Raw genomic sequence first — 27000 nt, forward strand, 5'->3', positions numbered from 1 at the left:
CGCCACGACGGCCCCCCGCCCCCCCCAACCCGCCCCGCCGTCCCCCCCCCGATCAGGGGTGGAACGGCGGGACTTTTTGTCGGGACGTACGTCCGTCAGAGGTTGATCATGTGGCCTGCGGCGCCGTGGATGACCTCCTGGACGGCCTCCGACAGCGTCGGGTGCGCGTGCACGTTGCGCGCGACCTCGTCGGCCGTCAGGTCCCAGCGCTGCGCCAGCGTGAGCTCGCCGAGCATCTCGGTGACCTCCGGGCCGACCAGGTGGGCGCCCAGCAGCTCCTTGTACGTCTTGTCGGTCACCAGCTTCACGAAGCCTGCGGTGTCGGCGAGACCTGGTGCCTTGCCGTTCGCGGTGAAGGGGAACTTGTCGACCTTCACGTCGAAGCCCTTCTCCTTCGCCTGGGCCTCGGTGTAGCCGAACGAGGCGATCTGCGGGTGGCAGAAGGTCGCACGCGGCATCATCACGTAGTCGAGCGGGAACGTCTCGACGCCACCGATCGTCTCCGCCGCCACGACGCCCTGCGCCTCGGCGACATGGGCGAGCATGAGCTTGGCGGTGACGTCGCCGATGGCGTAGATGCCGTCGACGTTGGTCCGCATGTAGTCGTCGATCTCGATCGCACCGCGGTCGGAGACCTTGACGCCGGCCTTGTCGAGGCCGATGCCCTCGCTGCGCGGAGCGAAGCCGATCGCCTGGAGGACCTTGTCGGCCTCGAGGACCTCCTCCTTGGCGTCGCCGTTCGGGTTGCGCGTGACGGTGACCTTCACCTTGTCGCCGGAGTCGTCGATGGCGTCGACCCGCGTCGAGGTGAGGATGTCGATGCCGAGCTTCTTGTACGCCCGGGTGAGCTCCTTCGAGACGTCCGCGTCCTCGTTCGGGACGGCGCGGTCGAGGAACTCGACGATCGTCACCTTCACGCCGTAGGAGTTGAGGACGTACGCGAACTCGACGCCGATCGCGCCGGCGCCGGCGATGATGATCGACTCGGGCACGTTGTCGGCAAGGATCTGCTCCTCGTACGTGACGACCCGCTCGGACAGCTGCGTGCCAGGAAGCAGGCGCGTCGAGGAGCCGGTCGCGATGATGCAGGCGTCGAAGGTGACCTCCTGCGTCCCGCCGTCGTTGAGCGAGACCTCGATGGCCTTCGGGCCGGTGAAGGAGCCGGTGCCGTGGATCTCGGTGATCTTGTTCTTCTTCATCAGGAAGTGGACGCCCTTGACGCGGCCCTCGGCCACCTCGCGGCTGCGCGAGTACGCCTTGCCGTAGTCGAGGGTGACGTCACCGACGCCGATGCCGAAGACGGACTCGGCCTCGTGCTGGATGAGGTGCGCGAGCTCGGCGTTTCGGAGCAGCGACTTGCTCGGGATGCACCCGACGTTGAGGCAGACACCTCCCCAGTACTTGGGCTCGATGACAGCCACGGACTTGCCGAGCTGTGCGGCGCGGATCGCGGCGACGTAACCGCCCGGTCCGGCGCCAAGGACGACGACGTCGAAGTGATCGCTCATACGTCAATCGTAGGGAGGTGAGACAGATCACGTCCCGGCGGTCGGCAGTTGCTCCCTGATCGACGGTTCTGAGAACCGCGGCGTACGCTCGAAGTCATGGACGAAACGCAGGTTCTGCCGCGCACGCGACCTCACGTCGTCGTCGTCGGCGGTGGCTTCGGAGGCGTCGCCGCCGTACGGAAGCTGAAGCGTGCCGACGTGGACGTGACGCTGGTCGACCGGCACACGTACAACACGTTCCAGCCGCTTCTCTACCAAGTCGCGACCTCGACGCTCAACCCCGGCGACATCACGTGGTTCCTCCGCTCGATCCGCGCCAAGCAGGACAACGTGCGGTTCCTCAAGGGCACCGTGATCTCGATGGAGCACTCGACGCGCACCATCAGCCTCGACGGCGGCCTGACCCTCTCGTACGACTACCTGATCATCGCCTCGGGCGTCACCGCGAACTTCTTCGGCATCCCGGGTGCCGAGGAGTACTCGCTGCCCCTCTACCGCCGTTCGCAGGCGCTGGCGGTGCGTGACCGGATGTTCGCGATCCTCGAGGACGCGGCGGTCAACGGGCAGAACACCGACTTCCGTGCGATCGTCGTCGGCGGCGGACCGACCGGCGTCGAGACCGCAGGCGCGCTCGCGGAGATGCGCAACATCGACATGCCGGTGACGTACCCGGAGATCGACAACCAGCGCATCCACATCACGCTCGTCGAGATGGCGCCGCACGTGCTCGGGCCGTTCGCGCCCAAGCTGCGCAACTACACCAAGGAGTCGCTGGAGAAGCGCGGCGTCGACCTGCGTCTGGAGACCTCCGTGAAGGAGGTGCGCCCCGACGGTGTCGTCGTCAACGACGGCGAGTTCATCCCGGCCGACATGGTCATCTGGGCCTCGGGCATCACGACCCACCCGATCCTCTCGCAGTGGGGGGTGCCGCTCGGGCGTGGACGCCGCATCATGGTCGACGACCACCTCCGGGTGCAGGGGCTCGACAACGTCTATGCCATCGGTGACGTGGCCGTCGAGGACGGCGACCGTGCCCTGCCGCAGCTGGCCCAGCCTGCGCTGCAGGGCGGCAAGTTCGTCGCGACCGACATCAAGAAGCGGCTGAAGGGCCAGGAGCACAAGCCCTTCCACTACCGCGACAAGGGCACGATGGCGACGATCGGCCGCAGCTCCGCCGTCGCCGAGATCAGGCCGTTCGGCAAGCTCACCGGCTTCCTTGCCTGGGTGACGTGGATCCTGATCCACCTCTACTTCCTGCTCGGCAACCGCAACCGTCTCGCGACCATGATCAACCTGGGCTCGCGCTACATCTTCTGGAAGGGCGGCCACAACGCGATCGTCGGTGAGACGCCGCCGGTCATCGCGCGGCACGCGCCGCCCGGTGCCGTCCTCAGCACGCCGGCGGGTGCGCTGACCGAGACGGCGGAGAAGTCCGAGACGCCGGACGAGGACCAGGCGACGGTGAACGCCGAAGAACGCGCCGACGAGAAGGCGGACGAGCGGGTCGAAGAGCCGGCAGACCGCAGCGCATGAGTGCGCCGCCGGCGCTCTGCGTGCCGCTGCGGGACGGGTACGTCCTGCGGTCCGCGACGCCGGACGACGCGCCCGCGCTCGCGGCGACGGTCCGGAGCAACCGCGCACACCTTGCTCCGTGGGAGCCCGTACGAACCGCTGAGTACTTCACCGACGACGCCCAGCGCGCCCGTCTCGTCGACCGTGCGGCGGCGGACGCGGCGGGCCGCAGCATCACCGCACTGGTCGTGGGCGCGGACGGCGCGGTGGCGGGCTCGCTCAACGTCAACGACGTCGTGGCCGGCGCCTACCGCAACGGCCACCTCGGCTACTGGCTCGCGGCCGACCACACGGGACGGGGCCTGATGACGCGTGCGGTCGACGCCGTCTGCGCGTACGCCCGCGACGCGCTCGGTCTCCACCAGGTCCAGGCAGCGACGCTGCTCCACAACGAGGCATCGCAGGCCGTCCTGCGTCGTGCCGGGTTCAGCCGGATCGGGCTCGCGCGCGACTACCTGTTCATCGCGGGCCGCTGGCAGGACCATCTCTTGTTCCAGCGGATCCTCAGCGAGGCTCCGCCGCCTTCGTGACCGTACGGCCTAGGGTGCGGGCATGCCGCTCATCACCGTCGCCGGACGCGCCACCCAGAGTCACCCCGCCGAACGCGGCACGGTCCACGTCGTCGTCGGTTCCGCCGGGGAGGACCGCGTCGACGTGATGGCGCGCTGCGAGCAGACGCACCGGCTTCTCGTGGGCCAGGCCAAGGACCTGGTCGCCGAGGGCGCGGCGACGTGGTGGGGTGCGGACCAGGTCGTGGCCTTCCCGTACGACGAGTGGGTCAAGCCCAGCGCTCACAAGGACCAGGTGAAGGTCCGGCGGTTCCGGGCTGACGCGGCGATCCACGTGAAGTTCGCCGACTTCGCCGCGCTGTCGGCGTGGGTCGCCTCCGCGACCGTCGAGCCGGGTGTCTCGCTCCGGTCGATCGACTGGACGCTCACCGAGGCGCGTCGTGACCGGGTCGTCGCGGAGGTACGGAGCCAGGCCGCGCTCGACGCCGTGACCCGCGCGCAGGCGTACGCCGACGCGCTGGGGCTCGGCGCGGTCGCGCTGGTCGCCCTCTACGAGGACGGCCTGCGCCCGCACGTCGTGCCCGGTGGAGCGCCGGGGCCCGGCGTCGCGATGCGGGCGGCCGGCGCGAGCGAGGGCGGCGGCGGCTTCGAGCTGCGACCCGACGACATCGACGTCACCGCCGTCGTGACCGCAGACTTCGAGGCCGCCGCAGGCGCCTGAGGCGGACGAGGGTCAGCGCGCGCGACGCGGGCGTGCCTGGGACGAGAAGGCTGCAGCACCACCCGTACGCGAGCTGCCGGACGCCGCGCCGGCACCGGCACCGGCGGACGACCCGGTGGCGCTGGTCCCACCACCACCACCACCGCCACTACGACGACGGTTGCGGTTGCGGTTGCCGCTGCGGGACGCACCCGACGCACCCTGCGTGCCTCGGCCACGGCCGTTGCCCCGGCCGCCTCCACCGTGGGACGGCTGCGAAGCAGTCACCGGCGGCGGCGTGACCAGCTCGGCCTGAGGGCCGACCAGCTCGGCGAGGATCTCCGCGCCGGGTGCGACAGCGTGCTCGGTCGGCTTGATGGCGGCTGCGCGCATCAGCGAACGGACGTCGCGGCGCTGCTCGCTGGTGGCCACGGTGACGACGACGCCGGAGGCGCCCGCGCGTGCCGTACGGCCGGAGCGGTGCAGGTAGGCCTTGTGCTCCGACGGCGGGTCGACGTGGACGACGAGGGACACGTCATCCACGTGGATGCCACGCGCCGCGATATCGGTGGCGACGAGGACGCGGACCGATCCGTCGGCGAAGGCCGAGAGGTTGCGCTGGCGCGCGTTCTGGCTGAGGTTGCCGTGGAGGTCGACGGCCGGGATGCCGGCGGCGGTCAGCTTCTTGGCGAGCTTCTTGGCCGCGTGCTTGGTCCGCGTGAACGCGAGGGTCTTGCCCTGGCCGCTGACGAGCTCGTTGATCACCGTCGGCTTGTCGTCGTGCGAGACCGACAGGACGTGGTGCTCCATGTCCGGAACGTGCGAGGTCGCCTCGTCGACGGAGTGCGTGACAGGCGAGGTCAGGTAGCGCTTGACCAGCGTGTTGACGCCGTTGTCCAGCGTCGCCGAGAACAGCAGCCGCTGGGCGTTGCGCGGGGTCTGGTCCAGGAGCCGCTTCACGGCGGGGAGGAAGCCCAGGTCGGCCATGTGGTCCGCCTCGTCGAGGACGGTCACCTCGACCGCGCGAAGGTCGCAGTGGCCCTGCCCGATCAGGTCCTCGAGACGGCCGGGGGTGGCGACGACGACGTCGACGCCGTTGCGCAGGGCGCTGACCTGAGGGTTCTGCCCGACGCCGCCGAAGATCGTCATCGCGCGCAGGTTGATGGCCTTGGCGAGCGGGGCGAGGGTCTCGAGGACCTGGACGGCGAGCTCACGGGTCGGGACGAGGATCAGCGCGCGGGGCTGCCGGGGACGGCGCGGGCGCTCGCTCGCGGCCAGCACGGCCAGCGTCGGGAGGCTGAACGCGACGGTCTTGCCCGAGCCCGTACGACCGCGGCCGAGGACGTCGCGGCCGGCGAGGGAGTCAGGCAGCGAGGCGGCCTGGATGGGGAAGGGGGTCGTGATCCCGCGCTGGGCGAGGGAGTCGACGAGAGGTGCAGGGACGCCGAGATCGGCGAAGGTGGGCACAGAGGTGTCCTTCGTGTCGTGGGGGCGGCCGTGGTTGCTGGCCGCTCACGAGGAGGACGGGGTGGGCGCGCGGTGCGCGCCCGAAGCAGACGACCCGGACGCGGAGCGCGTCCTGCGTTCGACAGTACCCGGTGGACTCCGCCCACGGCGAATTCAGTGGTGGCCGTCACGTGACGTGACGGGCGCTGAGGCCCTAGATTGCCGGACATGGGCGCGGATGCCCCGACCCTGCGACGTGACCGGCCGAGGGCCGCGTCACTGGATCCGTACGCGTGGTGGCCGGTGCTGTCCGCGGCGGCGGCGCTCGCGGTGGTCCTGGTCGCGACCGCGAACCGGTACGGGTTCCACCGCGACGAGCTCTACTTCCGGATGCTCGACCCGGCATGGGGGTACGTCGACCAGCCGCCGCTGATCCCGCTGCTCGCGAATCTCATGACCGACCTGGTCGCCGACGAGCCGTGGGCCCTGCGGCTGCCTGCGGTCCTGACCGTCGTCGCCTCGACGCTGGTCGCCGCCGCGATCACCCGCGAGCTCGGCGGCGGCGCGCTGGCACAGGGTCTGTGCGCGTGGACGTTCGCGTTCGCCTCGTTCCCGCTAGTCGCCGGGCACGTGCTCGTGACGACGTCGACCGACCTGCTCGCCTGGATGCTGGCGTCGTGGTTCGCGATGCGGGCGCTGCTGCGCGACGACTCGCGGTGGTGGATCGCCGTCGGCCTGGTGGTCGGCCTGGCCACGTACGGACGGCTGCTGATCCCGTGGTGGGTGCTCGGCCTGCTCGTCGGGCTCGTCCTCGTCGGACCGCGGCGGGTGCTGCGGACGCCGGGCTTCTGGGTCGGTGGCCTGGTCGCGGCGGTCGTGTGCCTGCCGAACCTCGTGTACCAGGTGGTGAACGACTTCCCCCAGCTCGAGATGGGCGCGGCGCTGGCCGACAACAACGCGGACGAGGTCCGCGTGATCATGTGGCCGTTCCTCTTCATCCTCTTCCCGGCGATCTGGGTCGTCGGGATCGTGGCGCTCCTGCGCAGACCGGAGTGGCGGGTGCTGCGCGCGTTCGTCGTCGCCTTCGCGGTCGTCCTCGTGCTCACCTACGTCGGCGGAGCGCAGTTCTACTACCCAGCGGGCCTCCTTGCCGTGCTCTTCGCTGCCGGATGGGTGCCTGCCGCCGCGTGGCTCGCACGCTCGTCCGTCGTCGTGCGCGCGGGGATCGGGCTCCTCTTCGCCGTCTACACCGCGGTCAGCGTGGCGGTGTCTCTGCCCGTGATCTCCGTGAGCGCCCTCCCGAGCACGCCCTTCCCGGACATGAACACGACGATCGGCGACCAGATCGGCTGGCCGACGTACGTCCGCCAGGTCGCCGACGTCTGGGAGAGCGTGCCGAGCGAGGAGCGCGAGAACGCCGTCATCTTCACGTCGAACTACGGGGAGGCGGGGGCGATCGACCGGTACGGTCCCGCCCTCGGCCTGCCCGAGCCGTACAGCGGGCAGAACGCGCTCCACGAGCAGGCTCGACCGTCTGACGACACCGAGACGGTGGTCGTCGTGGGCGGCCAGTACGCCCAGGCCCGGATGCTCTTCGCGGAGTGCGAGGTCGCGGGACGGCTCTCGAACGGCACCGAGGTCGACAACGAGGAAGAGGGGCTCCCGATCGGTGTGTGCCGCGGGCCCAGCCGTCCGTGGTCGGAGCTCTGGGACGAGCTGCAGCACTTCGACTGAGGCCGTCGCGGCCCTGCCGTTCGTCGTCTCAGCGGCACCGCTCGTCGTACGGGCGCGACCGTACGACGACCGCTCGGACGCGCCCACCGACCTCCGCGCGTGTGACCTGGCACACATCGCGCTGGCCGCCCTAGCGTCACGCAGAGCCCTGACCGTGCACCCCGAGAGGTGAAGCCGTGATCGAGAGAACCAGCGCGGCGCAGGATGCGGCGTACGAACGCATCCACGCGACCGAGGAGTTCCGCACTCTCAAGAGCAAGTACCTGAGGTTCGTCGTCCCCGTGACGATCGGCTTCATGGCGTGGTACCTGCTCTACGTCGTCTGCTCCAACTGGGCTCCCGACCTCATGGGGACCCAGGTGGTCGGCAACATCAACGTGGCCCTGGTCTTCGGGCTCCTGCAGTTCGTCACCACGTTCGCGATCGCCATCTGGTACTCGCGGTACTCCGTGAAGAACCTCGACCCGGTCGCCGACAAGCTGCGCGCCGAGTTCGACGAGGAGGTCGGCCGATGAACGCGACCTCCACGATCCTCGCCGCGGACGAGGGCGGCGGCCACCAGACCCTCACCACCGTGCTCTTCGTGGCCGTCGTGCTGCTGACGGTCGGGATCACCTTCTGGGCGAGCCGCAACACCAAGACCGCGGCCGACTACTACGCCGGCGGTCGCTCGTTCAGCGGGTTCCAGAACGGCCTGGCCATCGGCGGCGACTACATGTCGGCGGCCTCGTTCCTCGGCATCTCGGGCGCGATCGCGCTGTCCGGCTACGACGGCTTCCTCTACTCGATCGGCTTCCTGGTCGCCTGGCTCGTCGCGCTGCTCCTCGTCGCCGAGCTGCTGCGCAACTCCGGCCGCTTCACCATGGCCGACCAGCTCGCGTACCGGATGCGGCAGACCCCCGTCCGTACGGCGGCGTCGGTCTCGACCGTCGTGGTCTCGATCTTCTACCTGCTGGCGCAGATGGTCGGCGCCGGTGCGCTCGTGGCGCTGCTGCTCGGTGTCGAGGGCGACACCCTGAAGAACATCACCATCATCGGTGTCGGTGCGCTCATGATCTTCTACGTCGTCGTCGGTGGGATGAAGGGCACCACCTGGGTGCAGATCGTCAAGGCCGTCCTGCTGATGGTCGGCACGCTTCTGATCAGCATCCTGGTGCTCGCCAAGTTCAACTTCAACCTCTCCGAGCTGCTCGGCACCGCGGCCAGCAACTCGGGTCAGGGCCAGGCGTTCCTCGAGCCCGGCCTGAAGTACGGAGCCGACTTCACGAGCAAGCTCGACTTCCTGTCGCTCGGCATCGCCCTCGTCCTCGGCACCGCGGGCCTGCCGCACATCCTGATCCGCTTCTACACCGTCCCGACCGCCCGCCAAGCACGCGTGTCGGTGAACTGGGCGATCGGGCTGATCGGCACCTTCTACCTGATGACGCTGATCCTCGGGTTCGGCGCCGCGGCGCTGCTGTCGGACGACCAGTACGCGAAGGTCGCGGACTCCGGAGGCAACCTCGCGTCACCGCTGCTCGCCGAAGCCGTCGGTGGAGGTGAGGGGTCTACAGGCGGCGCGATCTTGCTGGCGTTGATCGCGGCGGTGGCTTTCGCGACGATCCTCGCGGTGGTCGCGGGTCTGACGCTGGCCTCGGCCTCCTCGGTGGCCCACGACCTCTACGCCAACGTCATCAAGAAGGGCGAGGTCTCCGGCCAGGACGAGGTCAAGGTCGCGCGGATCGCCGCGTTCGTGATCGGCGGCGTCGCCATCGCCCTCGCGATCCCCGGGCAGTCGCTCAACGTGGCGTTCCTGGTGGCGCTGGCGTTCGCCGTCGCTGCGTCGGCGAACCTGCCGGCGCTGCTCTACAACCTCTTCTGGAAGCGCTTCAACACCCGCGGCGCGACGTGGAGCATCTACGGCGGCCTGATCTCGGCGGTCGGGCTGGTGTTCTTCTCGCCGGTCGTCTCCGGCAAGGTCAACCCCGAGACCGGCGAGAGCCTGTCGCTGTTCGGCACCGGGGTCGACTTCAGCTGGTTCCCGCTGGAGAACCCGGGCATCGTCTCGATCCCGATCGGCTTCTTCCTCGGGTGGCTGGGCACCGTGACGGCCAAGGAGAAGGCAGACCCGCTGAAGTACCAGGAGCTCGAGGTCCGCTCCATGACGGGGGCTGGTGCTGAGTGAGCTGAGCAGCCGCTCGCACCGTGCGTCGCCCCCGGGTGCCCTGGTAGGAGGGTGCCCGGGGGCCGCGTGCGTCTGCGCCGCTCGAGCTGGGGGAGCATGAGTCCGTGATCGGGGTCTTCGAGGGGTTCGGCGTCATCACCGTGGTGATCGCCGTCGGGTTCGTCCTCGCCCACCTCGGCGTGGTCACGGTCGAGTACCAGTGGATGCTCTCGCGACTGGTCTTCTTCGTCGGCAGCCCTGCGCTGCTCTTCTCGGTCCTCTCCGAGGTCGACGTCGCAGGCGCCCTCTCACAGGCGCTGGTCGCCAACGCGGTGAGCGTCGCCGTGGTCGCCCTCCTCGCGGTCGTCCTGGCACGCTGGCGGTGGCGTCGCGACTGGGGCGAGACCACCCTCGCCGCGCTGTCGGCCTCGTACGTCAACGCGGGGAACCTCGGGCTCCCGATCGCGGTGTACGTGATCGGCGACGTGTCGGCGGTGGCCGGCGCCCTCCTGCTGCAGCTGCTCGTCGTCGCACCGCTGGCCTTCGTCGTGCTCGACCAGTCCGCATCAGGAGAGCGGCCGACGGTGATGACCGTGCTGTCACGGCCGTTCCGCAACCCGATCACCGTGGGCGCGCTCGTCGGTGTCGTCGTCGCGCTGTCCGGCGTCTCCGTCCCGCAGTGGGTCGCCGACCCGATCGATCTCCTCGCCGGCCTCGCCATTCCGGGGATGCTGATCGCGTTCGGCATCTCGTTGCGGCTCGGCCCGAAGCCGGGCGCGAGCGGCGCGAGCGGGCAGGTGGCCGTCCTGACACTGATCAAGCTGCTCGTCCAGCCGCTCGTCGCCTATCTCGTCGGCCGGTTCTTGCTGGGCCTCGACGGCAACGCCCTGCTGGCGGTCGTGGTGGTCGCGGGCCTGCCGACGGCGCAGAACGTGTTCGTCACTGCCGTCCGGTACGACAGGGCGGTGCCGGTGGTGCGTGACGTCGTCTTCGCCACGACCGTGCTCTCGTTCGCGACGATCCTCGCGATCGCCGCGATCCTGGCCTGACGCTCAGCCGTTCGGGAGGATGACGGCGCGACCGCGGACCTTCCCGGCGTGGAGCCGCTCGTAGGCCTTCGGTCCCTCGTCCAGGGAGTACGTCTCGATCTCGACGTGGACCTGGTCGCGGTGGGCCATCTCGAAGACCTCGATGAGCTCGCTGCGCGTCCCCCAGTACGGCGCGCGGAACGCGGCGTCGTACGGGGTCATGCCGAACCCGACCGCGGCCGCGCCGCCGCCGATCCCGACGAGCTGGACGTCGCCCTCGGTCGCCACGGCGGCCGAGGCGATCGCGACGGTCGGAGGAGCGCCGACGAAGTCGAGCACGACCGAGGCGCCGAGGCCTTCTGTCATGTCCCGGACAGCCTGAGCCGCGTTCTCGTCGGAGAGGATCGCGTCGTGCGCGCCGACCTCCTTGGCGAGCGCGAGCTTCTCCTCGTTGACGTCGAGCGCGATCACGCGTGCGCCCGTGAGCGCCCGCAGGATCTGGATCGCCACGTGGCCGAGCCCGCCGGTCCCGATGACGACGGCGGTGCTCCCGGCGACGAGCTTGGGCATCGAGGTCCGGATCGCGTGGTACGGGGTGAGTCCGGCGTCGGTGAGCGACACGTTCCGGACCGGGTCGAGGTCGCCGAGCGGGACGAGGTGGCGGACGTCGTCGACGATCATGTACTCCGCCATCGCCCCCGGCGCCCCCAGACCCGGAGGGGCGATGCCGAGCTCGGCGGCGTACGGGCAGGAGTTCTCCGCGCCGCGTGCGCAAGCGTGGCAGCGGCCGCAGCCCCACGGTCCGTAGACGGCGACCGAGGTGCCGACCTCGAGGTTGGCGACCCCGTCGCCGACCGCGTCGACCGTCCCGGCGCCCTCGTGGCCGAGGGTGAGCGGGAGGCCGAAGGTGTATCCCTCCTCGGGCAGGCTCATCACGAACTCGTCGGAGTGGCAGACCCCTGCCGCTGTGACCTTGAGGCGGATCTGACCTGGGCCCGGCTCCGGGGTGTCGATCTCCACGACACGAGGGGGCTGGCCGATCTCGACGTACTGGAGTGCGCGCATCCGTCCACGCTAAGTCGCCCCCCTTCCCGCCGCTGGTCGAGTAGGTGGTCGAGTAGGGCGGAGCGCGGTGTTGTGGGTGGTCGAGTAGGGCGGAGCGCCAGCGGAGCCCGTATCGAGACCTGGTCTCGATACGCCGCTCGTTCCTCGCGGCTACTCGACCAGCCGGGGTGTGGTTGGTCGAGTAGGGCGGAGCGCCAGCGGAGCCCGTATCGAGACCCGGTGGTCTCGATACGCCCTCGCCTAGCGGCTCGGGCTACTCGACCAGCCAGGGGCGGCGGCTCGGGCTGCTCGACCAGCCAGGGGGCGGCGGCTCGGGCTACTCGACCAGCCAGGGGGCGGCTGTTCGACCGGCGATGCCGCACAATGGCGCCCATGACCTCACGTGCGCTGGTCCTCGGTGGCGGCGGAATCACGGGCATCGCCTGGGAGATCGGGATGCTGCACGGGCTGGCCGAAGCAGGTGTCGACCTGACCGGTGCCGATCTCGTCGTCGGGACGTCGGCCGGTTCGGTCGTCGGAGCCCAGATGACCAACGGCGCCACGACGGAGCAGCTCTACGGACGCCAGCTCGCGCCGCTCGGCACCCACGGGCCGGAGCCGTCGTTCGCGATCGGGCGTGCCGTCACCGCACAGTGGGTGTGGTCGGCCCTGCGGGCGGGCCGCGATGCCGAGGACCTCGGCCGTCGGCTCGGCGCGTACGCAGTGCGCGCGGCGGATTCCGGTCGTACGCCTTCGGAGGATGAGCGCGTCGCGGTCATCCGCGACCGTCTGGTCTCGCAGGACTGGCCGGACCGCGACCTGCGGGTCACCGCCGTCGCCGCCGACACCGGTGAGTTCCGCGTCTTCTCCGCCGCAGACGGGGTCCCGCTGGTGCGCGCCGTCGCGGCCAGCTGTGCCGTCCCCGGCGTCTATCCGCCAGTCACGATCGATGGCCGGCGCTACATCGACGGCGGCACGCGCTCGTCCGCCAACGCCGACCTCGCCGCCACGTACGAGCGGGTCGTGGCCCTCACCCCGATCGCGAACGCGTTCCCCGCATCCCGGGGCGCCGCAGCGCAACTGCGCGAGGCCACCGGCCGTACGACGGTCGTCGCCCCGGACGCCGAGGCGCGCCGTGCGATCGGCAAGAACGTGCTGGACCCGTCGGCGCGCGCCCGTACGGCTCAGGCCGGGTTTGCCCAGGCAGCGCAGGTCGCGGACGCGGTCGCCGAGGTGTGGGGCTGATGGCGCGACGCCTGACCCCGCTCGGCGCGGACGAGTGGTCGACGTTGTCGGCGCGGCTGACCGAGGCGTTCGAGTCCGGCACCGACCCTGCTCCAGCGGACCTTCGTGCGGCGACCAAGCACCTCCTCGCGCTGCTCGACCGGAAGGCGCCCGGCAACAGCGTGGAGGTGCGGGTCCCTCCGTACGCCGCGGTGCAGGTGATCCCCGGCGCGCGTCACACGCGCGGCACGCCGCCAGCCGTCGTCGAGACCGACCCGGCGACCTGGATCGCGCTCGCCACCGGGCGTACGCCGTGGGCCGAGGCGGTCAGCGCAGGGCGGGTCCACGCGTCAGGAGAGCGCAGCAACCTCTCGCCGTACCTGCCGCTGGCCTGAATCAGCGCCGTCCCGCCTGCAGCGACGCCCACAGCCGGGGCTCAGCCGTACGCCACGTGGGGAGCTTGACCTTCGCGCGGTACGCCCGCACCGCCTTCTCCGTCGTCGCATCGAACAGCCCCGTACGAGGCACGGAGCGACCGAGGGCCGCGGTCAGCGAACGCTGGAGCCGGTAGACGTGCTTGCCGGTCGACCCCCGCTTGAGGACTGCTGACGGGTAGCCGTCGGACAGCAGGGCCACCCACGTACGGCGGGTGACGGCGCCGGACTGCTTGATGCCGTGCGCCTTCTGGAACCGCTTCACCGCGCGCTGCGCCTTGGCGTTGTGCACCTTGCTCTTGGTGGAGCCCTCGAAGTAGCCGCGCTTCTTGAGCAGGCACTTCACGGCGGGTGCCAGCTCCGTGTAGCGCTTGCCCGGCTTGACGGTCCGGTACTTCGAGAGCTTGTGGGTGCCGCACTGCCCCGACGGCTTCGTCGGGTTCGAGCCCTTGCCGACGTCGAGGACGTTGCGGTCGATGTGCATCGTCACGCCGTTGAAGCGGACGGTCGTGTTGCCGACGTACTGGTGGATCCGCTTGTGGTTGGCCCAGTACGCGTCGTCGAGGTACGGCTCGGCCTTCGTGTTGGCCTTGCCGTTGTACCAGCCGAACCAGATCTGGTGCGGGTAGTGGTAACCGCGGACGCCGGCCGCCTTCAGTGCGTTCATGGAGGCGACAGCGGCCGAGGCGCTGGAGTAGAGCCCCGACTTGTAGCCGAGCTGCTTGAGACGTGCCGTCCAGCCGTCCTGGAAGCGCAGCACCGCGTTGTCGCAGGCGGTGTTGGAGACCGGATACCACTCGATGTCGAGGTAGAGGACACGCTTCTTGCCGATCCCCAGCGCCCGCGCGGCGGTGACGCTCTCGTTCGCGGCGGCGATGCCCTGGGAGCGGGCGGTCGTCGGGTTCGACGACATCTTCTGCTTGTTGCCGGTGTAGCAGGGGGCCTGCATGCCCACGTGGAGCGGCATGAGGCGCCACCCGCGCCTGGCCTGCGTCGTGACCCACGTACGGGTGAGCTCGGGCTGCGCGCAGGCGCGCGACGAGCCGGAGATGTAGACGCCGACGGCGGCGAACGGCGACGAGACCCACCAGGCGTCCATCTGGGCCTGGGTCGGTGCCGTACAGGCGTCGAAGCCGAACCCGGTGAAGCTGCCCGGTGCGTCGACCGCCGCGTGGGCGGGGCTGGCGGCGAGCGCGGGCGCGAGCAGTCCGGCGGCGAGCGCGGTCGAGGCGACGACGGCGGTCAGCGCGCGCCGCGAGGCGCGACGGACGCGTGCGAGATGCGTAGACATGGTCCCCCGTATGGTGCCGACATGAGCGCAGAAGCGGTGCAACGACTCCATAGCATCATGCCTTCGGTCCACGAGGATTTGAAGAACCTCGTCCGTATCCCCTCGGTCGGCGCAGATCCTGCGCGCGCGGGCGACGTGCGCCGAAGCGCCGAGGCGGTCGCCGACCTGCTGCGCGACGCCGGGTTCGCGCAGGTCGACGTCGTCGAGGCCGGGGGCGGTCCTGCGGTGATCGCGAACCACCCGGCGCCCGACGGGGCGCCCACCGTGCTCCTCTATGCACACCACGACGTCCAGCCGACCGGCGACGTCGCGGCGTGGACGTCACCTCCGTTCGAGCCGACCGAGCGGGGCGAGCGCCTGTACGGGCGGGGCGCCGCCGACGACAAGGCGGGGATCGCCGCCCACCTCGCGGCCTTCCGGGCGTACGACGGCGCGCCGCCGGTGGGCGTGACGGTGTTCGTCGAGGGCGAGGAGGAGTCCGGGTCGGCGAGCCTCGGTGCGCTGCTGGACACGTACCGTGACCGGCTCGCCGCGGACGTCATCGTCATCGCCGACTCCAGCAACTGGGACATCGGCACCCCTGCGCTCACCACGACGCTGCGAGGGCTCGTGGACTGCGTCGTCGAGGTGGAGACGCTGAAGCACGCGGTGCACTCGGGCATGTGGGGCGGCGTCTTCCCGGACGCGCTCATGGTCCTGACGCGTCTGCTGTCCACGCTTCACGACGACTCCGGCGAGGTCGCCGTGGCGGGGCTGCACGCGACGAGCGCCGCGGACGTGGAGTACCCGGAGGACCGGCTCGTGGCCGAGTCAGGGGTGCTGCCGGGGGTCGAGCAGATCGGTACGGGGTCGGTCGTCGACCGCCTCTGGGCCAAGCCCGCGATCGCGGTCATCGGCATCGACGCGCCGTCGGTCGCCGACTCGTCCAACACGCTGGTGCCGCGCGCACGGGCGAAGGTGTCGATGCGCATCGCGCCCGGCTCCGATACCGACGCGTCCATGGACGCCCTCGTCGCGCACCTCGAGTCGCACGCGCCGTGGGGTGCGAAGGTCACGGTCACGCCGAACGACCGCGGCGACGCGTACGAGGTCGACGCGACCGGGCCGGCGTACGACGCGGCGCGCGAGGCGTTCCGCGAGGCGTGGGACGGTGTCGCGCCGATCGACATGGGAGTCGGCGGGTCGATCCCGTTCATCGCGGAGTTCGCGGACCGTTACCCCGACGCAGCGGTGCTCGTCACCGGCGTCGAGGACCCCGACACGCGCGCTCACGGCATCGACGAAGGGCTCCACCTGGGGGAGTTTGCACGGGTTTGTCTGGCCGAGACGCTGCTGCTCGCCAAACTCGCAGAGGGATGAATCTCGTGCTCACCCAGTGAGAAGATATATCCGTAACCATATATTCTCCCGGAATTCGTCCTAGGTTCTCCTCAACCGGTCGCCGAGCGGCGGCCGCGGAAGGAGAAGACATGAAGACGACTCCGGCCCGCCGCGGTGCGGGCATGATCGCGGCCGGCGCACTGGTCGCAGGCGCGCTCGCCGCAGCGGCCCCAGCATCGGCAGTTGAGGCTGCGGCAGGCGAGACCACGATCGACTACACCTGCAGCGCGCTCGGATTCGGTGGGTACGACGCGAAGCTGAAGCTGGATGTCACCGCCCCCGCGGAGGTCCGGCAGGGGGAGCCTGTCACCCTCGCTGCGGAAGCTACCTGGACGTGGGGCGCTAAGTGGAGCGACTTCGCGCGGTCTACCTCGATGCAGGTCAAGAGCTTGTCGGCCAAGACGCCTGTGGTGGTCAACGGAGCGGAGACGGCGCCGGCCACACTCGCGTTCAACGATGCGGACCTCACCGTTCCTGCCGAAGGCTCCGTGGTGTGGCCGGGAAGCATCACCTTCCCCGCCATCTCTACAGCGTCTGGTACTGACCTCGCGATCTCGCTCGGCAAGGCCGACTTGACTGCGGAGCTTTTCCTCGTCCCCTACACGGCCGGCAAGTTCGTCGAAGCGGACGTCAACTGCACCCTCGTTGGCACCGCCCCGACGATCGCTTCGGTCGACGTCCTTCCGCCCGGCACGCTCGCTCCTGCCGCGGCGCTGAAGGCCACGGGCAAGGCGGTCGTCGGACAGCGCCTCGTGGCTTCCGGCGGTCAGACGAACCCGACCAGCAGCCTCGCCTACCACTGGCTGGTGAACGGCAAGGTGGCCAGCGGCAGCAGCGCGTACGTCGTGAAGCCTGCTGATCTCGGCAAGACGATCGCCCTCCGGGCGACGGCGACCAAGGTCGGCTACCACACGCGCGTCTCGACCGTCTCTGTCGGCAAGGTCACCGCGGGTTCGTTCGCCGTCAGCGGCAAGGTCAAGATCACCGGCAAGGCGAAGGTCGGCAAGAAGCTCAAGGCCAAGCCGGGCAAGGCGGCTGGCACGAAGGTCTCGTACCAGTGGCTGCGCAACGGAAAGGCCATCAAGGGCGCGAAGGCGAAGACCCTCAAGCTCAAGAAGGCGTACAAGGGCAAGAAGATCTCGGTGAAGGTCACGTACTCCAAGGCTGGCTACAAGTCCGTCACCCAGACCTCGAAGGCCGTCAAGGTCAAGAAGTAAGGGCCTGACGCAAGACCCGACAAAAGGACCCGACGTTTCACCCCGGAATCAGGGGTGGAACGTCGGGTCCTCTTTATCCCCACTCGAATGCCCAACAGGGTTTCGTATCTCGGATTGGGCGCCAGTTCAAGTAATTGAAACGCTATTGACTTGTTCTTAACGCAGCCGGTTAGATCACTCCAACTGCCATCGTGGTGGGGGCTGGCGCTCACGCCAGATCACGAAATGGAGCGGCCAGTATGTCGCGTTCATGCCGGTTAACCACTCTCTCAAGCCTTCTGTTCGTCGCCCTTCTTGGGGCGCTGCTTACGCCGGCCGCTTCCGCGGTTGATTTGCCTACTTCGGTCTCGAAGAGAACGACAGAGTCCCCAAGTATGAAGGCGGCTAGGACCGGCGAACGGGTCGAGGTGGTTGATGAGCGTTCCGAATACTCCCTTACCTTCGCGAACCCGGACGGCACCTTCACGCTCGAGCAATCGGTGGTGCCGCAGCGGGTCGAGCGGGCCGATGGGTCGTGGGACCGTGTTGACGCGACGCTGAAGGTGACCGGTTCGGGCGCGGTGGCGCCGAAGGCGTCGGTGTTGGATCTGGAGCTATCCGGCGGCGGGTCGAAGGATCCGCTGGTGTCGATGGGTGAGGGTGACCAGCGTGTCGAGCTGGTCTGGCCGACCTCTCTCCCGAAGCCGACGCTGGACGGTGACACCGCCACCTACGCGGACGTTATGACTGATGTCGACCTGAAGGTGACGGCGACCGACACCGGCTTCCGTGAGGTGCTTGTGGTCCGGTCGGTGGAGGGAGCCAAAGCGGTTGCGGCGGCACCATTGCGGCTCGGCCTGGAGACCGCCGGGCTGGAAGTGCGTCCGGATGCTGATGGGGGCACGAGGTTCGTTGACCTTGACGGCGAGGTCGTGTTTTATACGCCGCCGGCGTTTATGTGGGATTCGTCCAGCACCGAGGAGCCCGCGCGTCCGGAGTCTAAGAGTCTGAGTGCACCGCCGGAGGCTTTTGTCGATGACGGTGAGGAAGAGCCGCACTTCAAGGGCGCGCGTCCCGGCGACGTGCTCGCCGCGATCACCACGAAGGCTAGCGAAGACGCAATCGTCGTCGCCCCGCGGGCGAAGGACCTCACCAGTCCCGAGCGGGTGTTCCCCATATACGTCGATCCGTCGGTGCACATCAACCGTGCCACCTGGATGATGATCGGATCCAATGGTGAGCACGACTGGAGCTTCACCGGCGATGAGGGGATGGGCCGGTGTGCGAACTACTGCACGAGCGGAACCCCCTACACGAAGCGAATGCTGTTTTCGATTCCAGCGAACGCGAACCTATCGGGTCGGCAGGTGACCGACGCCAAGTTCCGGATCACCGAGACGCACGCGGTTAATTGCACACCGACAGAGGTGCGGCTGTACCGATCGAACCAGAGCTTCAGCTCCGCAACGCGATGGCCGGGGATCTCGCTGGACGACAACCTCGGTGAGAAGAATGCAGCGATTGGCTGGCCAGGCGGGTCTTGCGCGGGAGAGGGTTATTTGACCATCGCCGACAACGGCGACAGCAATGACAACCTGACCGGTACGGTGCGCAAGCTCGCCAACGGCGACTTCGCCAAGCTCAACCTGGTGCTGCGTGCAGGTGACGAGTCGGACTGGAATAGCTGGAAGCGGTTCAGGAACGACGCGACGCTGGTCGTCACCTTCTACGAGAAGCCGGGTGTTCCGACCGCGATTGGTGTGCGTCCGACCTCGGCGGCGGCTGGTGTGTGCCCGACGTCGACGACCAACGCAGTGACTGTCGGTGAGAAGCGTCCCGGTTTCACTGCCACGGCGCAGACCGCTGTCAACCGCCCCGGCTACGGCAGGCTGCGGGTGCAGTTCGTGGTTGAGCGACTTTCTGGCACGGCATGGGTGAGTCAGGTGACCCAGACGGTACCCACGACTACGTGGTACGGGGATAACCAAGTGGTGCCGACATACATGCCGCCGTCCGATCTCCCGGACAACGCGGCCTATCGCGTTCGGATGAGGACGTTGGCTCACAACGACGACAGCACGAGCGCTCTTTGGTCGGGCTACTCGGCAAACTGCTACTTCAAGATCGACTCGACCGGCCCGAAGGCGCCGATCGTGACCGCGCTGACGGTTTACTCGATCTGCGGTGTTGACTGCGCCGAGGCCGGTGAACCCGGCGTCACTGGAACGTTCAGGTTTCAGCCCGGCTCTGGGGACACGAACATCACCGGCTACCAGTGGCAGATCGTCGGCAAGACTGGCTGGACGAATCTCGCCGGATCGCCAGTGACTGCGTCTGTGACACCCGCTACCGCCGGCACGCTTCAGCTGGCCGTCCAGGCGAAAGACGTCACGGGCCGGTACGGGGCGACGACCGCTGTCACGTTCCGGGTGAAGGCGGCACCGGATGCCGAGGTCGGGACATGGCGGGTGGAGGACGCTGCCGATGCGACCGAGCTTGCAGACACATCCACAGCAGGGGCCGAGACTCACCCGCTGACCCTAGGCGCGGGTGCAGCCACAGATGACCGCGGGCGGCGCACGAGCGACCTGCATCCAGGCGATCGGAGCATTCGCTTCAGTGGAGTGGCAGGATCGGACGCGACTACAACAGGCCCGGTGATTGACACAGCGAAGTCGTTCACCGTGGGAATGTGGGCGTACCTCGAGAACCGAAACGGGACCCAGGTGCTGCTGTCGCAGCATGTTGCCGGCGCGAGCACAACGAACCCCGGACTCAACATCTACTTCTCGACCGGAGGCTGGGCCTGTAACTTCCACAAGAAGGACGCGGCCGGGGTCACTCAGAACTTCAACTCAGCTTCTGGGCTCTCGGCGTCGCCAGTTCGTGTGTGGACGCACGTTGCTTGTTCCTATGACGCAGTCACGAAAACGATTCGCATCATCGTCAACGGCGTCCCCTATGCGCCGAATGTCCGCGATGGGGTCGAGCCTCTTCCCGAGGGGACGACAGGACCCATGACGCTCGGTCGCAACCGCGACCACAACGCCACCCCAGGAGGCTTCTTCACGGGCCTCATCGACGAGGTCCGAGTCTGGCGGCGCACACTGAGCCCGACCGAGTTGAAGGCGGTTGCCAACGAGGTTCAGGAGGCCAGCGAGGATCCTGATGACCCGAATGGACACATCGGTGATGGCCTCCAGGCGACCACATTGGTCGGGTCCTGGTACGCCGGCTCCCTCACTCCATTCGTCGACGAGTCCTCGTATCAGCGGGGTGGGTTCACGCCTTTCGGTGGGGCAACGATTACGGAAACAGGAGTTGGCCTGGACGGTCTCGACGACAGGGCCTCCCTCGCTGGCCCAGTTGTCGATGACAACGCCTCGTTTACAGTTTCGGCGACAGTGCGAGTGAACATGGGCGCCCTCGCGGCCCTGCCAGACGGGCTTTATGCAGTCACATCGCAGAAGTCCCCTGCGAGCATCTTCGGATACTCGTGGATGTTGGGTATTCAGAAGAGTGGTGGTGTCGGATCCACGACAGCGGTCTGGGTTCTTATGCGCACAACCGAGAGTATCTTCCCGTCCGTCATATCGAGCGACACGCTCGTCGGTGAGGGTGATGTTCAGGTAACCGGCGTATTCGACGCTGTGGCAGACAAGATTCGGCTCCATGTCGGGCTCCTGAGTGAGCCAGAGGACGACGACTACCCGGCGACGTACGGGGTGGTGGTGAAGCCCCCAGCTGAGTTCGTGGTCGGCGCCGCGCCGTACCCGACCCCGACCACCGGTTGGTGGGGACACTTCCCAGGGGCGGTCAGTTCGTTGCGTTTTTGGTCCGGAGCCATGGGGCAGAACCAGCTCCAGGATATTTATCTCGTAGGAGCATGACGATGAACTGGCGCCGTAGTCTGGTTGTGGTTGGTTCGGTGGTGTTGGTGGTTCAGGCTGCCGTGGTCGTTGGTTCGCCCGCTGGTGCGGCGTCGGAGAAGGAGCCGCCTCCACCGAAGGTGCGCGTGGATAAGGTGCGTGCTTTCAAGGCCAAGCACGGCCAGGCCGAGGCGAAGCGGGCTCGTGAGGAGTTCGTTGAGCAGCGGCGTCAGGGCAAGGCTGCGTTGGCGGCACAACGTGTTGCCAACGCAGCCGAGCCGTCATCACCCGCGCCGTCGGCTTCTTCGGGGTCGTCGCTTATCTCGCCGTTGGCGGCGGCTGCGGTGGAGGTCGGTGAGAAGTCCGGTGGCGGCGACTATGCGGCGACCCCGTTGTCGGCGAGCGCGGACTGGAGCGCGGGGGGTTCGTCGGGATCGTTCGAGTGGAGCTATCCGATCGAGGTGCCTGCTCCGGCGGCCGGTCCGGCTCCGAGTCTGAAGATCGGGTACAGCTCGGGAAGTGTGGATGGGCGGATCCCGACAGCGAACAACCAGACGTCGGTTGTGGGTGAGGGTTTCGATCTGTCGTCGTCGTACATCGAGCGCTCGTATCTTCCGTGCAGCGAGGAAGGTCAGGAAGGCAAAGGCGATCTGTGCTGGCGCGGCAACGCGGTCACGCTGGTGCTGAACGGACGCTCGACGCAGCTAGTGCACGACGAATCGGCCGAGGGCAACGGCTGGCGGCTCAAGGGTGACGACGGTTCGAAGGTCCAGCGGCTGACCGGTGGGGACAACGAGGCCAATGATGGGGAGCACTGGCGGGTCACGACGAGCGACGGGACGCAGTACACATTCGGGTTGAACAAGCTTCCGGGTGCATCGGCTTCGGTGCGTACGGAGTCGACGTGGACGGTCCCGGTGTATGGCGACGACACGGGCGAGCCGTGCCATGGAGACACGTTTGCGGAATCGTCGTGCCGGCAGGCGTGGCGCTGGAACCTCGATTATGTGCTCGATGTCGACGGGAATGCGTCGACGTACTGGTACGCCAAGGAGACGAACCGGTACGCCAAGAACGGCAACGAGTCATCGGACATGCTGTATGTGCGCGGGGGTTTCCTGCAGCGGATCGACTACGGGCTGCGTGAGGGGGCGTTGTTCTCGCAGGCACCGCACCAGGTGGTGTTCTCGACGAAGGAGCGGTGCCTGCAGGCCAGTGGATGTGAGCCGGGCGATCTGACGTCGTCGACGAAGAACTCGTGGCCGGACGTGCCGTACTCGTCGATCTGTACGGGGACGGCCGAGTGCACCGACGATCGATCGCCGACGTTCTTCACTCGCAAGCGGCTGACGGGGATCGTGACGCAGACCTGGAACGCGGGTGCGTACCAGAAGGTGAGCAGCTGGACGATCAGCCACGACTTCCGTGACATGGGCGAGGTAATGGGCACCGGTGACCAGATCCTGGTCCCGACTCAAATCCAGCGCTCCGGTGAGGCTGGCACGGTGCTCGTCACGAGCCCGGTGAAGTTCACCTATCTGACGCTGATGAACCGGGTGAATCCGGGAACGGATCGGGTGATCGCGGGCTACCGGCCGAGGATCCACACGATCACTTCTGAGACCGGTGCGGTGACGACGGTCGAGTATTCCGCCCGGGACTGTGCGGTCGACGACCTGCCGGGCAGCCAGGAGACCAACAGTCGCCGTTGTTTCCCGGTGCGGTGGACGTTGGGTTCGGTCGACCCGGTGGTCGACTGGTTCCACAAGTACGTCGTGACGGGTGTTTCGGTGTCCGAGCCGACGGGTGGCGCCCAGACGATGGAGACCAGCTTCGCCTACTCGGGTGGTGCGGGGTGGGGTAAGGACGAGACGCCGGTGACACCGAAGGCGGCTCGCACCTGGTCGTCGTGGCGCGGCTATGGGAAGGTCACGACGCAAAAGGGCGCCACGACAAATCCAGTCCGGTCGAAGACCGTCGACGTCTACATGCGGGGCTTGGCTGGCGAGACTGTCGCCGGCGTCGACGCTCCGGACCTGGCAGACAAGGCGCACTATGCCGGCTTCCACCGTGAGTCAGTCACCTACGATGGGGCCGACAAGGTGTCGGGCACGGTGAATACGCCGTGGAGCGCGCTAACCGCGACCCAGGACTTCCCGTCCGATGTGGTCGCGCGTGCGCACATGGTGCGCACTGGTGCGACGCAGCAGCGTCGCTACACCGCTGCCGGTGTGCAGACACGCACCCAGACGACGACGTTCGACTCCTATGGGATGGCCACGAGCGTGAACGACGCGGGCAACGACGCCGCTACGGGCGACGAGTCGTGCACCCGCACCTGGTACGCCCGCAACCCCGCAATCGGGCTGGTCGCCCTGACCTCGCGGGTCCAGACGGTCGCGGTCGGCTGCTCGCAAACTGCGAATCTTCCGCAGGACGCTGACGCGGCCAAGGACCTGATCTCCGACACCGCTACCGGCTTTGATGGCGCCGCGTCCTGGTCAGGATCGCAGACCCCAACCCACGGGCGTGCAACGTGGACCGGGCGCGCTGCTTCGTACAACGGGAGCACTCCGGTATGGCAGCGGGTGAGCACGAACACCTTCGACACTCTCGGACGGGTTCTCGACACCACCGACGCTGCGGGTGCGACGACATCGACTTCATACACGCCAACCGGCGGCGGTCCGGTCACCTCAGTCGCGGTCACCAATGCGCTTCAGCACAAGACGGTCACCACCTTCGACCCCGTGGTGGGCAAACCGGTCAAGATCACTGACCCGAACAACAAGCTCACGGAGTTCACCTACGACGCGTTGGGTCGCACAACCCAGGTGTGGACACCCATCAGCTCACGTGCGCTCGGGCGCGCGGCCACCTACAAGTTCGCCTACTCACTGTCGGCGAGCGCGCCGTCGTGGGTTTCGACCAGCACGTATCAAGGCAACACCTACAACTACAACACCAGCTTCGAGATCTACGATTCCCTGCTGCGGCCGCTGCAGACCCAGGTTCCCGGACCGCCGCCGACCGGTGGGCGGATCATCGCCGAGACCCTCTACGACGACCGCGGCTTGGCCTACCAGGAACGCACCGACATCCACGCCACCGGTGCCCCGTCAGGGACCAGGGTCGGCACCATCGGCGGGCAGTCACCGGCCCAGACCAACACCACCTACGACGGGGCCGAACGGCCCACCGTCTCGCAGTTCATGAGCTTCGGCGTCTCCCGCTGGCAGTCGGTGACCGGCTACACCGGCGACTCAGTGGCTACCACACCCCCGGCCGGCGGAAGCGCTCAGCGGGTCTACACCGACATGCGCGGCAACACCGTCAAGCGGGTCGAGTACGAAGGCGGCACACCGACCGGAACCGGTCTGACCACTACCTACACCCTTGATCCGGCGGGCCGCATGACGGCGATGCGCGGACCTGACAACGCCGCCTGGACCTGGGCCTTCGATCCGCGCGGACGGATGCGCACTAGCAACGACCCCGACAAGGGCGTCACGACCACCACCTACGACAACCTCGACCAGGCACTGACGACCACCGACGCCCGCAACACGACGCTTGCCTACGCCTATGACACGCTCGGCCGCAAGATCGGTCGCTGGGCAGGTGAGAAGACCGACGCGAACCTGCTCGCCGCCTGGACCTACGACCCGAACGGAGCCAAGGGCCAGCCTGCGGCGTCGACCCGCTACGTCGGTGGCAAGGCGGGGAAGGCTTACACCAAGACCATCACCGGATACGACGCCGCCTACCGCCCCACAGGCGCCCAGCTCGCGATCCCGACCGACGACCACCTCGTCACCACCGGCGCCGTCCCGAGCACCGGCAAGGTGAGTCAGGCGTTCGGTTACAACCTCGACGGCACCCAACAGTTTGCCAGCGAACCCGCGATGGGATCGCTGGCGGCCGAGGTGCTCACCACCACTTACAACACTATCGGCAACCCGATCGGCCTGGCTGGCTCTAACGGCTATGTCGTCGGCGCCGCCTGGTCCCCCGAAGGCGACCTCCAGCAGGCCGAGCTCGCCACTTCGGCCTCCTCGACCACGAAGGTGTTCCTCACCAACATCTACGAAGACGGCACCCGCCGTCTCCTGCAGAGCGACATCACCCAGATGGGCCGCACCTGGACTCCGCTGCAGCTCAACTACCGCTACAACGACGCCGGTCTGGTCACCGCGATCTCTGACCGCTCCACCGACGTCGCTGGCGGTGCCAAGCGCGACTACCAGTGCTTCGCCTACGACGGCTACCAACGCCTCACCGAGGCCTGGACACCCCAGCACGGCACCGAGCTGACCTCCCCCCAGTGCGCCGTGACCCGCAGCGTCTCGGGGCTCGGCGGCGCCGCGCCCTACTGGAACTCCTACACCTACAACAACGCCGGCCTCCGCACGGCGGTCACCGACCACACCCCCACCGGCGACCAGACCGACACCTACACCCACGGCGGCGCCAACGAGCCCCCGCACGCCGTCACCAAGGTCGCCGATGCGACCACCACCCGCAGTTACACGTACGACGACGCTGGAAACACCCTCTCGCGTCCCGGCCCCAACGGAAGCACCCAGAACCTATTCTGGGACTCCGAGAACGAACTCATCGCCACCGCCGAGAACGCCGACACCCGCACCGAGTACCTCTACGACGCCGACGGCGAACTCCTCATCCGACGCAACAGTACCGCCACCACCAACGAGTCAGTCCTCTACGCCGGCGGCACCGAGGCCAAGACCACGACCACCGCCGGCGTCAACACCGTCAGCGGCACCCGCACTTATCGCTTCGGCAACGTCGTCGTCGCCGTCCGGCACAAGAGCGGCACCACGAACAAGCTTCGTTTCGTCGCAGGCGACGCCCACTCCACGATGAGTGTCGCGATCGACCCAGCTGGCGGCACAGTCCAGAAACGCTACATGGCACCCTTCGGCGCTACCCGTGCCGTCACCGCCAACGGCTGGGACGACGACAAGGGCTTCCTCAACAAGGTCGACGACCAAGTCGCCGGACTCACCCACATCGGAGCCCGCGCCTACGACACCGACCTTGGCCAGTTCATCTCCATCGACCCCCTCCTCGACACCGCCGACCCCCAGTCGATCAACGGCTACGCCTACGCCGGCAACAGCCCCATCTCAATCGCCGATCCTTCTGGGCTGGATCCGATCAATGAAGCTTGTCGTGGAAGCAACATGGTCGAATGCAACAACCAGAGCTACTCCGGAGTTACCAATTCCGGCAATAACGGTGACCCGAATCTGAACACCGAGGTCGCAGCAGCACACGGCTGGAATCGTGAGCTAACCTACGCCGACTCCAACGTGCATCTTCCCGTCGCGACTACGCCGGTGCGCTACGAGAAGCGGATCCCGGCACCGACGATTCGACCGGTGCTCCAGGTGACAGGTATCCCGTCGGCGGTGAGATGCGCCCAGGGCGACGGCGCAGGTTCCTGTGTGGGTGCGGTCATCGGACTGGCGGCAACCGCCTGCACAGCCGCCGCCGTCGCCTCAACCGCGGGCACCGGCGCTGGCGCATGTGCGGCTGGTGGCAAAGCCCTCATGGGACGCCTCGGAATGGGTGGCGCCAAGGGCGTCCCGGCACTCAGGCAGGCGTACGTTGACGAGGTTGGAGGGCTCGCCACTCGGGAGGCCAAAATGCGGTCTGCGGGAGCTTCAGACGAGGCTATTGCGCGTGCGCTCCACGCCGACAGACGCGCTCTTGGGGTGAAGTACAAAGACCTTACGCCGGGCGCGGAGCGGGCGAGGATCTATGCTCGCAACGTGGAGAAGTACGGGGACGAACTAGGGCCTTCGATTGAATATCTCATCAACCGCGGGAAGTCGTGGGAAGACATCATCGATAGTGCGAAGCGCACTGGCGGCCACGACCTGGGGTACTGATGTA

General features: G+C 68.1%; 17 protein-coding genes. 13 read left to right on the forward strand and 4 right to left on the reverse strand.

Annotation, left to right across the window (positions count from 1 at the left end; translation table 11 throughout):
* Positions 1-95: 95 nt before the first annotated feature.
* Positions 96-1508 (reverse strand): dihydrolipoyl dehydrogenase, encoded by a 1413-nt coding sequence (lpdA, locus tag NYZ95_RS01055; protein ID WP_262847832.1) that lies wholly within the window; start codon positions 1506-1508, stop codon positions 96-98.
* A gap of 96 nt (positions 1509-1604) precedes the next feature.
* On the opposite strand from lpdA, the gene NYZ95_RS01060 reads away from it, so the two are divergent.
* The 3 genes from NYZ95_RS01060 to NYZ95_RS01070 are packed head-to-tail and all read left to right on the forward strand — an operon-like array spanning position 1605 to position 4310.
* Complete coding sequence (locus NYZ95_RS01060; protein WP_262847834.1) at positions 1605-3041, forward strand: NAD(P)/FAD-dependent oxidoreductase; 1437 nt, start codon at positions 1605-1607, stop codon at positions 3039-3041.
* Positions 3038-3610 carry a GNAT family N-acetyltransferase gene (locus tag NYZ95_RS01065; RefSeq protein WP_262847836.1) on the forward strand — a complete coding sequence of 191 codons (573 nt, stop codon included), beginning with the start codon at positions 3038-3040 and terminating at the stop codon, positions 3608-3610. The genes NYZ95_RS01060 and NYZ95_RS01065 overlap by 4 nt, the downstream gene beginning before the upstream one ends.
* A 22-nt stretch (positions 3611-3632) precedes the next feature.
* On the forward strand, positions 3633-4310 hold the full coding sequence (locus NYZ95_RS01070; protein ID WP_262847838.1) for an SIMPL domain-containing protein: 678 nt from the start codon (positions 3633-3635) through the stop codon (positions 4308-4310).
* Between the two features lie 12 nt (positions 4311-4322).
* On the opposite strand, the gene NYZ95_RS20255 is transcribed toward NYZ95_RS01070, so the two are convergent.
* Positions 4323-5756, reverse strand: coding sequence for a DEAD/DEAH box helicase (locus NYZ95_RS20255; protein WP_262847840.1), 1434 nt, complete (start codon positions 5754-5756; stop codon positions 4323-4325).
* A 207-nt stretch (positions 5757-5963) separates the two neighbouring features.
* Here NYZ95_RS20255 and NYZ95_RS01080 point away from each other — a divergent pair, with 207 nt between their 5' ends.
* The 4 genes from NYZ95_RS01080 (at position 5964) to NYZ95_RS01095 (ending at position 10661) form a co-directional block, all read left to right on the forward strand.
* Positions 5964-7469, forward strand: coding sequence for a glycosyltransferase family 39 protein (locus tag NYZ95_RS01080; RefSeq protein WP_262847842.1), 1506 nt, complete (start codon positions 5964-5966; stop codon positions 7467-7469).
* Between the two features lie 176 nt (positions 7470-7645).
* Entirely contained in the window at positions 7646-7984 is a 339-nt protein-coding gene (locus NYZ95_RS01085) for a DUF485 domain-containing protein (RefSeq protein WP_262847844.1), read from the forward strand.
* Complete coding sequence (locus NYZ95_RS01090; RefSeq protein WP_262847846.1) at positions 7981-9633, forward strand: monocarboxylic acid transporter; 1653 nt, start codon at positions 7981-7983, stop codon at positions 9631-9633. Before NYZ95_RS01085 ends, NYZ95_RS01090 begins: the two co-directional genes overlap by 4 nt.
* Positions 9634-9737: 104 nt before the next feature.
* Complete coding sequence (locus NYZ95_RS01095; RefSeq protein WP_262847848.1) at positions 9738-10661, forward strand: AEC family transporter; 924 nt, start codon at positions 9738-9740, stop codon at positions 10659-10661.
* Between the two features lie 3 nt (positions 10662-10664).
* On the opposite strand, the gene NYZ95_RS01100 is transcribed toward NYZ95_RS01095, so the two are convergent.
* Positions 10665-11705, reverse strand: coding sequence for an NAD(P)-dependent alcohol dehydrogenase (locus NYZ95_RS01100; RefSeq protein ID WP_262847849.1), 1041 nt, complete (start codon positions 11703-11705; stop codon positions 10665-10667).
* A gap of 372 nt (positions 11706-12077) precedes the next feature.
* On the opposite strand from NYZ95_RS01100, the gene NYZ95_RS01105 reads away from it, so the two are divergent.
* Positions 12078-12929 (forward strand): patatin-like phospholipase family protein, encoded by an 852-nt coding sequence (locus tag NYZ95_RS01105; protein WP_262847851.1) that lies wholly within the window; start codon positions 12078-12080, stop codon positions 12927-12929.
* Positions 12929-13303: a sterol carrier family protein gene (locus tag NYZ95_RS01110; protein ID WP_262847852.1), complete on the forward strand. Its 375-nt coding sequence runs from the start codon at positions 12929-12931 to the stop codon at positions 13301-13303. The genes NYZ95_RS01105 and NYZ95_RS01110 overlap by 1 nt, the downstream gene beginning before the upstream one ends.
* A gap of 1 nt (position 13304) precedes the next feature.
* On the opposite strand, the gene NYZ95_RS01115 is transcribed toward NYZ95_RS01110, so the two are convergent.
* The gene (locus NYZ95_RS01115) at positions 13305-14633 is read right to left on the reverse strand and encodes a glycoside hydrolase domain-containing protein (RefSeq protein WP_262847854.1); all 1329 of its coding nucleotides are present in this window, start codon (positions 14631-14633) and stop codon (positions 13305-13307) included.
* A gap of 21 nt (positions 14634-14654) precedes the next feature.
* Here NYZ95_RS01115 and NYZ95_RS01120 point away from each other — a divergent pair, with 21 nt between their 5' ends.
* The 4 genes from NYZ95_RS01120 (at position 14655) to NYZ95_RS01135 (ending at position 26996) form a co-directional block, all read left to right on the forward strand.
* A complete protein-coding gene (locus NYZ95_RS01120; protein WP_262847856.1) occupies positions 14655-15992 on the forward strand; it encodes a dipeptidase in 1338 nt (445 codons plus the stop codon).
* A 110-nt stretch (positions 15993-16102) separates the two neighbouring features.
* On the forward strand, positions 16103-17230 hold the full coding sequence (locus NYZ95_RS01125) for a hypothetical protein (protein ID WP_262847878.1): 1128 nt from the start codon (positions 16103-16105) through the stop codon (positions 17228-17230).
* 407 nt (positions 17231-17637) lie between these two features.
* Positions 17638-21099 (forward strand): LamG domain-containing protein, encoded by a 3462-nt coding sequence (locus tag NYZ95_RS20260; RefSeq protein WP_308212208.1) that lies wholly within the window; start codon positions 17638-17640, stop codon positions 21097-21099.
* Complete coding sequence (locus NYZ95_RS01135; protein WP_262847880.1) at positions 21096-26996, forward strand: RHS repeat domain-containing protein; 5901 nt, start codon at positions 21096-21098, stop codon at positions 26994-26996. The genes NYZ95_RS20260 and NYZ95_RS01135 overlap by 4 nt, the downstream gene beginning before the upstream one ends.
* The last annotated feature ends 4 nt before the right edge of the window (positions 26997-27000 follow it).

Source organism: Mumia quercus (assembly GCF_025506335.1).
In the GTDB taxonomy this organism is placed as follows: domain Bacteria; phylum Actinomycetota; class Actinomycetes; order Propionibacteriales; family Nocardioidaceae; genus Mumia; species Mumia quercus.